This window comes from Rhodoferax lacus, assembly GCF_003415675.1.
Classification (GTDB): Bacteria; Pseudomonadota; Gammaproteobacteria; order Burkholderiales; family Burkholderiaceae_C; genus Allorhodoferax; species Allorhodoferax lacus.
In genome coordinates this window covers 54,069-67,861 of record NZ_QFZK01000012.1, presented here as the reverse complement: position 1 = coordinate 67,861, position 13,793 = coordinate 54,069, and the positions used below count along the sequence as shown (strand labels likewise).

The 13,793-nt window shown below is 63.8% G+C and carries 14 protein-coding genes; all 14 read left to right on the top strand.

From position 1 onward, the window contains the following. Positions 1–2 precede the first annotated feature (2 nt). Entirely contained in the window at positions 3–1,193 is a 1,191-nt protein-coding gene (locus DIC66_RS16530) for a type II secretion system F family protein (protein WP_117179196.1), read from the top strand. Continuing rightward, a complete protein-coding gene (locus DIC66_RS16525; RefSeq protein WP_117179195.1) occupies positions 1,190–2,899 on the top strand; it encodes a GspE/PulE family protein in 1,710 nt (569 codons plus the stop codon). Before DIC66_RS16530 ends, DIC66_RS16525 begins: the two co-directional genes overlap by 4 nt. Then, entirely contained in the window at positions 2,886–3,710 is an 825-nt protein-coding gene (locus tag DIC66_RS16520; RefSeq protein WP_147321338.1) for a hypothetical protein, read from the top strand. The genes DIC66_RS16525 and DIC66_RS16520 overlap by 14 nt, the downstream gene beginning before the upstream one ends. A 4-nt stretch (positions 3,711–3,714) precedes the next feature. Beyond that, the gene (locus DIC66_RS16515) at positions 3,715–4,251 is read left to right on the top strand and encodes a hypothetical protein (protein WP_117179193.1); all 537 of its coding nucleotides are present in this window, start codon (positions 3,715–3,717) and stop codon (positions 4,249–4,251) included. Further along, complete coding sequence (locus DIC66_RS16510; protein ID WP_117179192.1) at positions 4,248–4,790, top strand: hypothetical protein; 543 nt, start codon at positions 4,248–4,250, stop codon at positions 4,788–4,790. The genes DIC66_RS16515 and DIC66_RS16510 overlap by 4 nt, the downstream gene beginning before the upstream one ends. A 2-nt stretch (positions 4,791–4,792) precedes the next feature. Further along, complete coding sequence (locus tag DIC66_RS16505) at positions 4,793–5,326, top strand: hypothetical protein (RefSeq protein ID WP_117179191.1); 534 nt, start codon at positions 4,793–4,795, stop codon at positions 5,324–5,326. Further along, positions 5,323–7,392 (top strand): secretin N-terminal domain-containing protein, encoded by a 2,070-nt coding sequence (locus DIC66_RS16500; RefSeq protein ID WP_233505967.1) that lies wholly within the window; start codon positions 5,323–5,325, stop codon positions 7,390–7,392. The genes DIC66_RS16505 and DIC66_RS16500 overlap by 4 nt, the downstream gene beginning before the upstream one ends. Beyond that, positions 7,389–7,880: a type II secretion system protein gene (locus DIC66_RS16495; RefSeq protein ID WP_117179189.1), complete on the top strand. Its 492-nt coding sequence runs from the start codon at positions 7,389–7,391 to the stop codon at positions 7,878–7,880. Before DIC66_RS16500 ends, DIC66_RS16495 begins: the two co-directional genes overlap by 4 nt. A 1-nt stretch (position 7,881) precedes the next feature. Beyond that, positions 7,882–8,259: a type II secretion system protein gene (locus tag DIC66_RS16490; protein ID WP_117179188.1), complete on the top strand. Its 378-nt coding sequence runs from the start codon at positions 7,882–7,884 to the stop codon at positions 8,257–8,259. Beyond that, positions 8,246–8,755, top strand: a complete 510-nt coding sequence (locus DIC66_RS16485; protein ID WP_147321337.1) for a type II secretion system protein — start codon at positions 8,246–8,248, stop codon at positions 8,753–8,755. Before DIC66_RS16490 ends, DIC66_RS16485 begins: the two co-directional genes overlap by 14 nt. Continuing rightward, entirely contained in the window at positions 8,752–9,534 is a 783-nt protein-coding gene (gene epsA, locus DIC66_RS16480; protein WP_117179186.1) for an XrtB/PEP-CTERM-associated transcriptional regulator EpsA, read from the top strand. The genes DIC66_RS16485 and epsA overlap by 4 nt, the downstream gene beginning before the upstream one ends. A gap of 222 nt (positions 9,535–9,756) precedes the next feature. Then, positions 9,757–10,536 (top strand): PEP-CTERM sorting domain-containing protein, encoded by a 780-nt coding sequence (locus DIC66_RS16475; protein ID WP_199534776.1) that lies wholly within the window; start codon positions 9,757–9,759, stop codon positions 10,534–10,536. Positions 10,537–10,621: 85 nt separating this feature from the next. Beyond that, positions 10,622–12,064, top strand: a complete 1,443-nt coding sequence (locus DIC66_RS16470; protein ID WP_117179185.1) for a substrate-binding domain-containing protein — start codon at positions 10,622–10,624, stop codon at positions 12,062–12,064. A 167-nt stretch (positions 12,065–12,231) separates the two neighbouring features. Then, positions 12,232–13,767: a ShlB/FhaC/HecB family hemolysin secretion/activation protein gene (locus tag DIC66_RS16465; RefSeq protein WP_117179184.1), complete on the top strand. Its 1,536-nt coding sequence runs from the start codon at positions 12,232–12,234 to the stop codon at positions 13,765–13,767. The last annotated feature ends 26 nt before the right edge of the window (positions 13,768–13,793 follow it).

Below are 13,793 nucleotides of genomic sequence, written 5' to 3'. Positions count from 1 at the left end.
CTATGGAGTTCATCGTCAAGTCATTGCAGGCCGACGCTGCGGTTGCCATCAGCCGGCTGCAGGCAGCCAACGCTGTGGATGCACGCCAACAGGCCGAGGGCATGGGCCTGGATGTGCTGTCCATTGCACCCGCCTCGTGGCTGAGCCGCCTGAGCAAACCACAAGGCGGCGCCAAATTTCCGCTGCTGCTGTTCAGCCAGGAGCTGCTGCAGTTGCTCAACTCGGGCGTGAGCCTGGTGGAGGCGGTGGAGACACTGGCTGAGAAAGAAGCCCGCCCGGCCGTGCGGGATGTGCTGCAGGGCATCATCTCCAGCCTGCGCCAGGGCAAGCCCTTTTCTGCCGCGCTGGAGGAAGCACCCCAGGCCTTTGAGGCACTGTATGTGGCCTCGGTGCGGGCCAGTGAGCACACCAGCGGTCTGTCGGAATCTCTGGCGCGTTATGTGGCTTATGCGACGCAGCTGGAGACATTGCGTGGGCGCCTGGTGAGTGCGGCCATCTACCCGGTGATATTGGTGGCGGTGAGCAGCCTGGTGATTCTGTTTTTGATGGGCTATGTGGTGCCGCGCTTTGCGCATATCTATGAAGACATGGGGGGCGACTTGCCCTTCCTGTCGCGCCTGCTGCTGCAAGGCGGCCTGCTGCTGGAGGAATATTGGTACGTGGTGTGGCTGGCCTTGGGTGCTGTGGCCCTGGTGCTGCTGGCCGGTGGCGCGCGCCTGGCGGGCAAGCGCCTCTTGGGCCTGCTGTGGCGCATACCGGCTGTGGGTGAGCGCATGCGTGTGTACCAACTGGCCCGTCTGTACCGCACGCTGGGCATGTTGCTGCGCGGTGGCATTGCCATCGTGCCGGCGCTTGAGATGGTGACCGGACTGCTGTCCACCTCGCTGCAACCGCGGCTGGTTGAGGCCTCGCGCCGTGTGCGTGAGGGGCAGGCCATCTCCCATTCCTTTGAGGTCTCGGGCCTGACCACAGCCGTGTCCTTGCGCATGCTGCGCGTGGGAGAGCGTGCGGGCAATATGGGCGAGATGATGGAACGCGCTGCGGCCTTCCATGACGACGAGATGGCGCGCTGGGCCGAATGGGTCACGCGCCTGCTGGGCCCCTTGCTGATGCTGGTCATGGGCCTGGTGATTGGCACCGTGGTGGTGTTGATGTACATGCCCATTTTCCAACTGGCCGAGAGTGTGAAATGAACAGCCCGCTGGATACCCGTCTTCTTGAACAGCGCCCCGTGGCACAGGCATTTACCGCCGCCGAACTGGCCGCCGCGCGCGTACTGGCCCGGGCGCGCGCCTGTCGCCTGGTGGAAGCCCTGGAAGATGCAGGCGAGGGTGCCACCGGTGGCGGCAACGACGAGCACGGCTTTGTGCACCGCCTGGCCGCCACTGTGCACCTGCGCATGCTGAGTGTGGCCGAGATGCACGCCCTGAAGCCCGCCTTCGAGCTGCTGCCCTATGCGGAGGCGCTGCCGCGCGAATGCCTGCTGCTGCGCGAAGGCACCCAGCTGCTGCTGGTGATTGCCGACCCCTTCAGCCTGGAGTTGCGCGCCTGGGCCAGCGAGCGGCTGGACACCGCACCCGTGGTGTGCCTGGCGCACCGGGGTGACATTGCAGCCTGGTTCACCCGGCACGAAGAATCCATGCGCGCCATGGACGGCATTGTGGGCGCGCAGAGCACTACACAGCAGGGCAGCCATGCCGAAGATATTTCCCTGCGCAGCATCAGCGAAGACGCCAGCCCCGTGGTGCGCCTGGTCAACTCCACGCTGTATGACGCGCTCAAGGCCGGGGTGAGTGACATCCACATGGAGACCGCACCCAACGGCCTGTTCATCAAGTACCGCATCGACGGCGTGCTGGCCCCCGTGGGCAACCAGGGCATGGACCATGCCGAGCAGATCATCTCGCGCATCAAAGTGATGGCCGAGCTGGACATTGCCGAGCGCCGCGTGCCGCAGGACGGGCGCTTCAAGGTGGCCGCCAACGGGCGCGAGATTGATATCCGCGTGTCCATCATGCCCAGCATCCACGGCGAAGACGCGGTGCTGCGGATTCTGGACAAGCAAAGCCTGTCGGACCAAGTGGTGGGCCTGCGCCTGGAAGCGCTGGGCTTCGATGCGCCCACGCTCAAGGCTTTGCGTGCCCTGGCCGAAGAGCCCTACGGCATGCTGCTGGCCACCGGCCCCACCGGCAGCGGCAAGACCACCACGCTGTATGCCGCACTCAACGAGATCAACCACGGCCACGACAAGATCATCACCATCGAAGACCCGGTGGAATACCAACTGGCCGGTGTGCTGCAAATTCCGGTGAACGAAAAAAAGGGCCTGACCTTTGCGCGCGGCCTGCGCTCCATCCTGCGGCATGACCCGGACAAGATCATGGTGGGCGAAATCCGCGATGGCGAGACCGCACAGATTGCGGTGCAGGCAGCGCTGACTGGCCACCTGGTGCTGACCACCGTACACGCCAACAATGTGTTTGACGTGCTGGGCCGCTTCACCCACATGGGCGTGGACCCCTACAGCCTGGTGGCCGCACTCAACGGCATCGTGGCGCAGCGCCTGATGCGCACCAACTGCCCCGAGTGCGTGGCCCCGGCCGCACCTGACCCGGAGCTGCTGGCGGCCTCCGAAATTACCAACCCCGAGGACTACCACTTCTGCGCCGGCATGGGCTGCGCGCATTGCCGTGGCACCGGCTTCAAGGGCCGCAAGGCCGTGGCCGAGGTGCTGATCCTGGACGACGTGCTGCGCGAAATGATTGTCACGCGCGAGCCCGTGCGCCGCATCAAGGAAGAGGCCATCCGCAAGGGTACGCGCCTGCTGCGCGATGCCGGCCTGGACATGGTGCGCCGTGGCGAAACCACACTGCAGGAGTTGAACCGTGTGGTCTCTTAGCAAACCTGTGATTCGGGTGGGCCTGTCACAACAGGCCCTCACCGTGGCCCGCATGCCGCGTTTTGGCGTGGGCAGTGTGGGCGCGGTGGAGCAACTGGCTTGCCTGCAGGTAGCCATTGCTTCAACCGACCCAACCGAGCCCTGGCGCGCCGCCGTGGAGCGCCTGGCGCAATGGCTGGCCGACCATAAGGACCAGCGCTTTGCCGTGCAGGTGGTGCTGTCGGGCCGCTTTGTGCGCTGGCAGTTGCTGCCCTGGCGCATCGAGCTGTCGGGCCGCGCCGAATTGACAGCCTATGCGGCACTCCGCTTTCGCGAAACCTATGGCAAGGCGGTGCAGGGCTGGAACATTCTGCCTGCCGCGCTGGCACCCGGCTGCACCGCACCGGCAGCCGCTGTAGACAGCACGCTGGTGCAGGCACTGACACAGGTCTGTGAGGCGCAGGGTGCGCAGTTGCAGGAGCTCACCCCGTATTTCTCATCCGCCTTCGATGCCTGGCACAGCCGCCTCAAGGGCAAAGCCGCCTGGTTCGGCACCGTGGAGGCCGACACGTTCACCCTGGGCCTGTTGCAGGGCGGCCAATGGACGGCCTTGCAGACCCAGCGCTTGAGTGGCGACTGGCGCGCGCCACTGCCCGCGCTGATGGCGCAGATTGCCCTGGCCTGTGACCTGCCCGAGGGCGTGGTGCCTTTGTTCCTGGCCGGCGACATGGCCGCACCCGCAGCCCAAAGCACTCTCCCTTTCACCTGGCTGGCTCCCCTGCAAGTGGCCGAGCGCGCAGCGCCCGGGCTGCGCCTGGCCCTGGGACGCTGACACCATGCAAGCCCTTCAACTCAACTGGCAGGCCGGGCCGCGCACCATCACTCTGGTGGGCGTGGCACTGGCTGCGGCCGGACTGCTGTGCAGCGCCTGGGTGCTGCTGGACTACCAGCAGGCCGATGCCGAATGGCAGTCGCTGCAGGCGCGCCAGGCGCGCCTGGAACGCGCAGCCAAACCCAACAAGACCCGCGCAGCGCCCACCGTGGCCGTGGCACCGCTGGCCCGCGAGGACGCCCAATCCGCCTCGCAAATCGACGCGCAACTGCACCGCCCGTGGGACGCCCTGCTGCACACCATCGAAGACACCCGCGTAAAAGACGTAGCCCTGATCAGTGTGGACGTGCAGGCTGCTGCGGGCAGCCTGCACCTGGTGGCAGATGCCAAGACCATGGAGCAGGCCCTGGCCTATGTGAAGAAGCTGCGCCAGTCTCCCGCGCTGAAAAAGGTCTACCTCACCGGCCAGGAAGAAAAGCTTTCGGGCACGCAAAAGGTGCTGCGCTTTTCGCTGGACGCCAGCTGGAGCGCCACACCATGAACAGCGCCCTGATCCTGGCGCACCTGCGCTACCAACTGCAACGCCAGGGCTGGTTGGCCGCTGCCGGCTTGGCTTTGCTGGTGCTGGCCCTGGGCCTGCAATGGGCGTGGGTGGACGGCCTGCATGTGCGCAATGCAGAGCTGCATGACGCGCTGAGTGCCAAGCGCCAGGCCCAGGTGCAAAAGCCACAGGCCGGCGAAGAAAAAGCCCAGCGCCAGGCCGCCTTCTACGCCACGCTGCCCGATGCCACCGAAGCCGTGGAAGCCATTGGCGTGTTGAACCGCGCCGCTGCGCGCCACAAGGTGGCTTTGGTGACGGCCGAATACCGCGTCACCCGCCAAGGCACAGGCCCCTTGCTGCGCTACCAGATCAGCGTGCCGCTGCGCGCCGACTATGTGCACCTGCATGCCTGGCTGAGCGAGGTGATGAACACCTTGCCCCACGCCGCACTCGATGACCTCAGCCTCAAGCGCGACGATGCCGCCGTGGATGTGCTGGATGCACGTGCCCGCTTCACCGTCTTTTTGCGCTCACCCTGATGATGAACCGCCGCCACCTCTTTCTGGGCGCCCTGTTTGCGCTCACCCTGGCCGCCTCGGTGTTGGATCTGCCGTGGCAGCACAACGATGCCGACACACAGGGCGATAGCCAAGCCGATGCCAGTGCATCTGCAGACGGCACGCGCACACGTGCCGCCGCCGCACCCCAAGCCCGCGCGTCCGAGCCCGCTGCCGTGCAGGCTGCGTTGCAGGACCATGCGACGGGCACCGCCCGCATGCACCACACCAAGGCCAATGCCTTTGCCGTGCACAGCTGGCTGCCGCCGGTGGTGCCCGTCAAAGCCGCGCCGCCACCCCCACCGCGCGCACCGGCGCTGCCCTTTGCCTACCTGGGCAAGTCGCAAGACGGCGCGGCCGTCACCGTCTTTGTCAGCCAGGGCACGCGCAACCATGTGCTGCATGTGGGCGACAGTTTGCCCAGCTACAGGGTGGAAAGCATCACCCCGACCGACATGACCTTTGTCTACTTGCCGCTCAATGAAAAGCAGCGTCTCACATTCGGAAGCGCCAATTGAAAACCGTACCCCACTCCCTGGCCCTGATCACTTGCGCCTGCCTGCTCCTGCTTTCGGGTTGTGCCAGCAACACCGCCGTGCGTGACAGCAAACAACTGTTTGCCGAAGGCCGTGTGGAAGAGGGCGTGCTGCAGCTCGAACGCGCCACCCGCGAATTCCCCGAAGACCACGAAGTGCGCGCCGAATATTTCCGCCAGCGCGATACAGCCGCCAACCAGTTGCTGGTAGCGGCCGATGCAGAACGTGCCGCACGCCGCACCGCGCAGGCCCAGGCGCTGTACCGCCGTGTGCAGGCCTTTGATGCCAACAACCCGCGCGCCCGCGAAGGCCTGGCCGACCTGGTGGTGCAGCAGCGCCTGGAAGCCAGCGTGCAAGAGGCCAGCAAACTGATAGACGCCAACAACGCGACTGCCGCCGAACGCCTGCTGCGCGCCGTGGTGGCCGAGAGCCCCAACCACAGCCAGGCCCGCGCCATGCTCAGCGGCCTGCGCGACAAGGCAGCCCGGGCCGAAGTGGCGGCACCCACACTCAAGTCCAGCTTCTCCAAGCCGCTGACGCTGGAGTTCCGCGACACGCCGCTCAAGACCGTGTTTGAGGTGATGGCCCGCAGCTCGGGCCTGAACTTCGTGCTGGACAAGGATGTGCGCTCAGACACCAAGATCACCATCTTTGTGCGCGACACCAGCATGGACGATTTGCTCAAGCTCATCCTCACCACCAACCAGCTCGAACGCAAGGTGTTGAATGAAAACTCGGTGCTGATTTACCCCAACACACCCGTCAAGGCCAAGGATTATGTGGACCTGGTGACGCGCAGCTTCTACTTGGCCAATGCCGATGTGAAGCAGGCACAGGCCTTGGTGCGCCTGATCGTCAAGACCAAAGACATCTTCATGGACGAGAAGCTCAACCTGCTGGTCATCAAGGACACGCCGGACGCTGTGCGCCTGGCCGAGCAGCTGATTGCGTCACTGGACATTGCCGAACCCGAGGTGATGCTGGATGTGGAGGTGCTGGAGCTCTCGCGCAGCAAGCTGCGGGAGCTGGGCCTGCGCTTTCCGGACCAGGTGGGCTATGGCCTGCTGACACCCAGCACCAATTCAACCATCGTCAACGGCAGCGTTTCCCAGTCCAGCACCACACTGGGCGGCGGCTTGGCCGCTGGCTATATCGACCTCAACAATGCAGCCGGTCTGACCGCCTTTGTAGCCAACCCCGGCCTGATGCTGAACCTGAAGAACCAGGTGGGCGATGGCAACATGCTGGCCAACCCGCGCATCCGCGTGAAGAACCGCGAGAAGGCCAAGATCCACATCGGTGACAAGCTGCCAGTGTTCACCACCACCTCCACCGCCAACGTGGGCGTATCGGCCTCGGTATCGTTTCTGGATGTGGGCCTGAAGCTCGATGTGGAACCCAATGTCTACCTGGATGACGAAGTGGGCATCAAGGTGGGGCTGGAGGTGAGCAGCATCGTCAAGGAAATATCCGGCCCCGCCGGTTCGCAGGCCTACCAGATTGGCACGCGCACGGCGGCCACTTCGCTGCGCCTGAAGAATGGTGAGACGCAGGTGCTGGCCGGACTGATCAGCGACGAGGAGCGCAGCAGCGCCAACCGCCTGCCGGGCCTGGGCGACATTCCCGGCTTGGGCCGTTTGTTCTCCAGCCAGAGCGACTCCAAGAACAAGACGGAAATCATTTTGCTGATCACGCCGCACATTGTGCGCAACCTGGCGCAGCCGCAAGGCGCGGGTCTGAATGTGCCGGCGGGCTCAGAGAGTTCGGTGGGCTATCGGCCAGCGCTTCAGCTGCAAAAGGCCGAGCCACGGGCACTGTCCCTGTCGTCCAACCCACCGGGTGGACCGCGGGATACACCGCCGGCAAGAGGCCGAGAAGCGGTGCCTGTGGAATTGCCCGAAGGTGTGCAGGACATTGCCTCCATGCATCCCTTTGACATGACGCCCGTGGTGGTCGAGACGGCACCGGCAGCGCCGGTTGAGGCAGCGTCCAACGCGCCGCAGGCCATGCCGCCTTCCAGCGTGACTCTGCAACCCGTGGCGCAATGAAGCAGCAGGCATCCAGCAAACGTGTCGGCGGCTTCACCCTGATCGAGCTGGTGGTGACGGTTGCGATCATTGGCGTCCTGGCGCTGGTGGCCACGCCGCTGGGTACCCTGAGCGTGCAGCGCCTGCGCGAAGGCGAGTTGCGCAGCAACCTGCGCCAGATCCGCGAGGCGCTCGATGCCTACAAGCGCGCCAGCGACAGCGGCAAAGTGGCTCGCCGTGCAGACGGAACGGGCTACCCCCGAACGCTGGAAGAACTGGAGGCCGGTGTGGTGGACGCCAAAAACCCCAACAAGGCCAAAATATATTTCCTGCGCCGCCTGCCGCGTGACCCGTTCTTTGCCGATGCCAACGTGCCCGCAGCCGCCACCTGGGGCAAGCGCTCCTACGCCAGCGCGCCCGACATGCCCAGCGAGGGCGAAGACGTGTTTGACGTGTATTCACGCTCCGAGCGCGTGGGCCTGAACGGCACCCCTCTGCGGGATTGGTGACATGCAGCCACCACGTCACAGCCCGGTACGGCGCGGCTTTACGCTGATTGAACTGATGGTGGTCATGGCCATCATCGCCCTGCTACTGAGCATTGCCGCACCGCGCTACTTCAACCACCTGGACCGCGCCCGCGAGGCCGCGCTGCGCGAGACCCTGGTGGTGCTGCGTGACAGCATCGACAAGTTCCATGGCGACACCGGCCGCTACCCCGAGAGCCTGGAAGAACTGGTCAGCCGCCGCTACCTTGCGCGTGTTCCGGTGGACCCCGTGTCCGAGAACCGCGAGACCTGGATCCTGGTGCCCCCGGCGGATGAGCCCGGTGTGTGGGATGTGCACAGCGGTGCCGGTGGAGAGGCGCAGCCCTATGCGGACTGGTAAGCAACTTTGTTGCAGCCAGCGCCGCACGCAGCAGCGCGGCTTTGGCTACCTGATGGCCCTGTTTGCCGTGGCAGCACTCGGCCTGCTGGCGGCCGTAGCCGGACAGGTGTGGCACAGCACGGCGCAGCGCCTGCGCGAGGCCGACTTGCTGTTTGCAGGCCAGCAATACCGCCAGGCCCTGGACAGCTTTTACGCCTACAAGGCAGGTGGTGCGCAGCAGTACCCCGCCAAACTGGAAGACCTGCTCGATGACCGCCGCTCGCAGGTCACGCTGCGGCATTTGCGCCGCCTCTACCCCGACCCCATGACCGGCCGGGCCGACTGGGTGCTGGTGAAAGCGGGCGAGCGCATTGTGGGCCTGCACAGCCGCTCAGAGGCCAGCAGCTTCAAGCGCAATTTTGATGAATCCGATGCGGGCTTCAACGGCACCGACCGCTATGCGCAGTGGGTGTTCCGTGCGGGCAGCGCCGGTGGCACAGGCGAGGGCACACCATGAGCAAACTGGCACGCCTGACCAAGCACGATCTGGAGCACCTGGCCACCACGCTGGAGAGCGCGCTGTCGGTCTCCAGCCGCCCGCAGTTTTACCTGTGGGCGCAGGGCGCACTGCAGGGTTTTATTCCCCACGAAACCCTGTTCTGCGCCTTTGGCGATATGGACAAAATGCAGTTCAAGTTCGAGGTGTTTTCCAGTGTGGCGCGCAAGCCTGACAGCACCGGTGTGGACCCTGCAACCGAACTGCTGCCACGCATCGTGGATGACTGGCTGCGCCACGGCAGCCAGCCGCGCCTGTACTGCGCCAGCTCCACCGAACAGGTGGGCCGCAGGCAGCTGATTGCGGACCTGAAGAAGCTCAACCTGGGCTCTGCCTCGGCCCATGGCCCGGGTGAAATCCAGGGCCGCTTTGGCAGCTTCTTTTTGTTTGCCGGCCTGCAGCGCCCACCCACCCAGCGCGATGCCCATTTGCTGCAACTCTTCATGCCCTATTTGCACATGGCCCTGTACCGCGTGCTGGGTCGCCAGACCGACAGTGGTGACGCGGCCGGCAGCGAAGTGCTGCCCTCGGCCATGTTCTCCAAGCGCGAAATCCAGGTGCTGCATTGGGTGAAGAATGGCAAGACCAATCTGGAGATCAGCCAGATCCTGGAAATCAGCCAGCCCACGGTGAAGAGCCACGTGCAAAACATCATGCGCAAACTCAATGTCACCAACCGCGCCCAGGCCGTTGGCAAAAGCGCCACCCTGCGTCTGCTGGCCCCCACCGACAAGCATTGAGCCCAAAAGGCGCCCAAAGTACCGATTTGGTGCCTTCAGCCGTCTGAACGGACTAGGGTTTTGCCTAGTTTGATTGCAACGTTTGTAACGTCCGGTCCCTAAAGTTCATACCAGTCGAGCATAAACCGCTGCTTGATGACTTCAGGGGGTAAGCGGATTTCATTGAATTGGAATCGGTAAGCCTAAGCCAACCACTTTTGAAACTTATCTGGAATTAATTTTATGAAAATCAAACTGATCGCCCTGGCTGTTGCAGCCCTTGTTTCTGGCGCTGCCAATGCTGACATCATCGACCAAGGTACTGCCAGCGGCAACGGCACCATGCTGTTCGCTATCTGGGATGCCAACTCTTCCTTTGCCCTGAACACTGGCGTGACCATGGACGGCCTGGCTACTCTGGTGTCCAGCGGTGGCGCAGGTTACAGCTACACCAGCACAGCCTTGAGCAACTGGCTGGCTGGCTCCACAGGCGCTGTGTCCTGGACCATTTTCGCCAATGACCAGTTCGGCGCTCAGCGCGGCCTGACCACATCCGACGGCAGCAACGGTACCGCTACGCTGACCAATGGCAATGCCCGTGCCGCCAACGGTAACAAGAGCAGCTTCATTGGCAACCAACTTAACCTGGGCGCGTTCGGCGTGGCCGGTGTGACGGAATCCGTCGTTTCTTCCACCAGCGCTGCTTACATTGGCAACTCTTCTCTGTCCTATACCGCATTGGCCGGCTATGGTTACAACTTCAACAGCAATGGTTCGCTGGCCAACAGCGATTACGCCACCGGCATGAACGTCATCAGCGTCAACGCCGTCAACGCAACCACCACCAAGTCGATCTACGCACAGGTTGGTACACCGGTTGCTGCCCACGCCTGGATGGCTGGCAACACCTTCACTATCGGCGCCGTGGCCGCTGTGCCAGAAGCCGACTCGCTGGCCATGCTGCTGGCTGGTATGGGCCTGGTGGGCTCCATCGCTCGCCGCCGCAACCGCAAGACTGCTTAACTAGTTAGTACATCCCTGCGGCAGCAATGCTTGCGGGGATGCCTGTCTGCCTTCCTGCTCCATCACTTCACTTTTGAGATTACCCATGAAATTCAACAAAATCGCTCTCGCTGCCTGCCTGGCTGCCACCGGCCTGTCGGCCAATGCTGCCATGACTCCCGCTGCAGCCGCTCTGGTTTCCCAAGCCACGGCTTCGGGCCAGATCGTGTTCATCTCCGGCGCTTCCGCTGTGCAGAAGGGCTTCCAGCAACTGGTCTCCAACATGGTGACCAATGACGTCTACTTCAACAACGACGGCGTCACCAACATCAACGGTTCCGGCTATGTGGCCGTGGCCGGTAACCTGAGTGCTGCCACCGGCACTTGGGCAGCTGGCTCCGCCGTGATCGTGATCTACCGCAACAGCGGTGGTTCGGTGTACGGTGTGAACCCCGTGGCCCGCAACCAGGCTATCCAGTCCCTGCTGGTTGACAGCACCTGCGGTAGCGTCGGTTCCGGCACCGCCGCTGCGCCCTACAAGTGCACCAGCTCGGCCGCCACCACCCGCGTGCCCGATGCCGGTATGTCCGACGTGGCCCCCGTGTTCTTCACCAACCCCGTGAACACCGAAGGCGAAGTGGCTGACACCGCTCTGACCGCTGCCGAGCGCGCCCTGCTGACTGCCAAGCCCATGTATGCCCAGGCCTTTGGTATTCCTGTCACCAAGAACGTGGAATCCACCGCCACACTGAACCGTGCCACCGTGGCTGCCATCATGTCCGGCCAGATTGCCGACTGGGCCAGCGTGGCTGGCACCACCACCGGTGGTGACATCGTGATCTGCCGCCGCACCCCTGGCTCCGGCTCGCAAGCGGTGATGAACCTGTGGGCTGGCAACTACCCATGCAATGACTCCGCACAGCAGTTCCCCCTGAACCGCGATGACTCCGGCGCATGGAACCCCACTACGCGTACCTTCACCGCCGCCAATGGCGCCGGTGCAACCATCGTGATCGAGAACGACTCGTCGGGTGCTGTTCGCAGCTGCCTGGACAAGGCTGTGACTGGCGGTACCTATGTCGCCAAAGACCGTAGCGGCGCCAACGTGACCGTGGACTTCGGTGCTGGCGGCTACAAGGCCATCGGCGTTCTGTCCCTGGACAGCCTGGGATCTTCCCTGACCACCGGCAACTGGCAATTCCGTTCGCTCAATGGCGCTGGACAGATCACCGGTGATGGCCTGTCCACCACCGTGGGCCCTGTGACTACCGGCTCCGGCACCTTCCCCACTGTTGCAGCACTGAACACCGGTGACTGGGACATGCAAGGCTGGACCAGCTTCAACATCCCCACACGCACCACCGGCGCCAAACTGGCCTTTGTGAACTCGTTCCTGGCTGCTGCCCAGAACCCCACCACTCTGGCTGCTGTCAAGGAAACCAAGTGGACTGCCTCCGCCATTCCTGATGGCAACAACGCTGGCACCCAGACCCTGAACGTGTCTTACGTTGGTGGCAACCAGTGCGCTCCCCTGAACCGCAACTACTAAGCAGTTGAGGTTCTAGCCCCCGGCCCAGCCAGGCGGGGGACGTGATAAGTCAAGGCGATACGCGGGCAACTGCGTATCGCCATTTGTTGTTTGATCCGGGTGTTTTGGTTTTGGGGATAGATGTGATTCGATTGACTAACTGCGTACGCGCGCTTGCCCTTTGCCTGATGGCCCTGGCACAGCCTGCTGCCCACGCACAAGACGCAGCCCGCTTCGATGTATTTGAATACAGGGTGGAGGGTGTGACCCTGCTGCCCGTGGCCGCCGTGGAGCGTGCCGTCTACCCGTTTCTGGGTGAACAAAAAACACTGGCCGATGTGGAAGGTGCCCGCACGGCATTGGAGAAGATGTACCACGATGCCGGTTACCTCACCGTGGTGGTGAGCATCCCGCAGCAAAAGGTGCAGAACGCCGAAGTGGCGCTGGCTGTCACCGAAGCGCCCGTGGGCCGCTTGCGTGTGGTGGAGTCGCAGTATTTCAGCCTGGGTGAGATCCGGGCCCGCGTGCCGGAACTGGCCGAAGGCAATGTGCCGCAGTTTGATGAGATGCAAGACCAGTTGGCCACCCTCAACCGTGGCAGCGACCGCCGTGTGACGCCCGTGTTGCGCCCCGGCAAGGAAGCCGGCACCGTGGAAGTGGACCTGAAGGTGCAAGACCAGTTGCCCCTGCATGGCAGCGTGGAGCTCAATGACCGCCACAGCGAAGGCACCACGCCGACGCATGCCTCGGCCTCCATCCATTGGGACAACCTGTGGGATGCACAGCACAGCCTGGGCCTGACGCTGCAGGGCGTGCCCGAGCAGCCCAGCGAGAGCCGCGTGCTCTCCGTCAACTACAACTGGCCGCAGCGCAACGGCAACATGCTGGCGCTGTATGCCGTGCATTCGGCCTCGGACGTGGCCATCTCCGAGGGCATCAACACCCTGGGCGCGGGGGATATTTATGGATTGCGCTACATCGCCAATCTGCCGGGCAGCAGCAGCCTGTTCCATAGCGCCACCTTTGGCGTGGACTACAAAGACTTCAACCAGACCGTGGCCCAGCTGGGCAGCGGCAGCTTCAACACGCCCATCACCTACATGCCTTTGTATGCGGGCTGGGATGGCAGCTTCAGCGGCAAAGACCGCGAAAGCCGCCTGGGTGTGAGCTTCAATTTCCACGTGATGGGACTGGCGGGCACCGAGCAGCAGTTTGCCGACAAGCGCTTCAAGGGCCGGCCCAACTATTCGTATCTGAAGGGCAGCTTCTCGCACAAGGAAATGTGGCAAGAGGGCTGGTCTGCCCAGGTACGCGGCAACTGGCAGTTTGCCGGCCAGGCCCTGGTGTCGAATGAGCAGTTTTCCATTGGGGGTGTAGACACGGTGCGTGGCTACTATGACTCGGCCGCCTCGGGCGAAACCGGCATGGCGCTCTCACTGGAAGCCAGCAGCCCCAATCTGCTGCGCGGCCCCGCTGCCAGCGACGCGCCCACCTATGTGAATGACGTGCGGCTGCTGGCCTTTGTGGACCAGGGCTCTGTGACCGTGGTGGACCCGCTGTTTGCCACCTCCCGTTATGACTTGACCAGCTACGGCCTGGGCCTGCGCGCCAGTGGCGCACGGGGCCTGAGCATCACGCTCGACTGGGCCATTGCCCAAAGCCAGATCGGCAAGACCCAGCAGGGCGACAGCCGCCTGCATTTCAGACTCGCCCAAGAGTGGTGATCGCTTAGCCCGTACTACCCGTACCC

Coding starts and splice junctions, on each gene's coding strand:
- DIC66_RS16505 (WP_117179191.1), top strand. CDS start 4,793: ATGAACCGCCGCCACCTCTTTCTGGGCGCCCTGTTTGCGCTCACCCTG.
- DIC66_RS16495 (WP_117179189.1), top strand. CDS start 7,389: ATGAAGCAGCAGGCATCCAGCAAACGTGTCGGCGGCTTCACCCTGATC.
- DIC66_RS16465 (WP_117179184.1), top strand. CDS start 12,232: ATGGCCCTGGCACAGCCTGCTGCCCACGCACAAGACGCAGCCCGCTTC.
- DIC66_RS16525 (WP_117179195.1), top strand. CDS start 1,190: ATGAACAGCCCGCTGGATACCCGTCTTCTTGAACAGCGCCCCGTGGCA.
- DIC66_RS16485 (WP_147321337.1), top strand. CDS start 8,246: ATGCGGACTGGTAAGCAACTTTGTTGCAGCCAGCGCCGCACGCAGCAG.
- DIC66_RS16530 (WP_117179196.1), top strand. CDS start 3: ATGGAGTTCATCGTCAAGTCATTGCAGGCCGACGCTGCGGTTGCCATC.
- DIC66_RS16510 (WP_117179192.1), top strand. CDS start 4,248: ATGAACAGCGCCCTGATCCTGGCGCACCTGCGCTACCAACTGCAACGC.
- DIC66_RS16475 (WP_199534776.1), top strand. CDS start 9,757: ATGAAAATCAAACTGATCGCCCTGGCTGTTGCAGCCCTTGTTTCTGGC.
- DIC66_RS16515 (WP_117179193.1), top strand. CDS start 3,715: ATGCAAGCCCTTCAACTCAACTGGCAGGCCGGGCCGCGCACCATCACT.
- DIC66_RS16490 (WP_117179188.1), top strand. CDS start 7,882: ATGCAGCCACCACGTCACAGCCCGGTACGGCGCGGCTTTACGCTGATT.
- epsA (WP_117179186.1), top strand. CDS start 8,752: ATGAGCAAACTGGCACGCCTGACCAAGCACGATCTGGAGCACCTGGCC.
- DIC66_RS16470 (WP_117179185.1), top strand. CDS start 10,622: ATGAAATTCAACAAAATCGCTCTCGCTGCCTGCCTGGCTGCCACCGGC.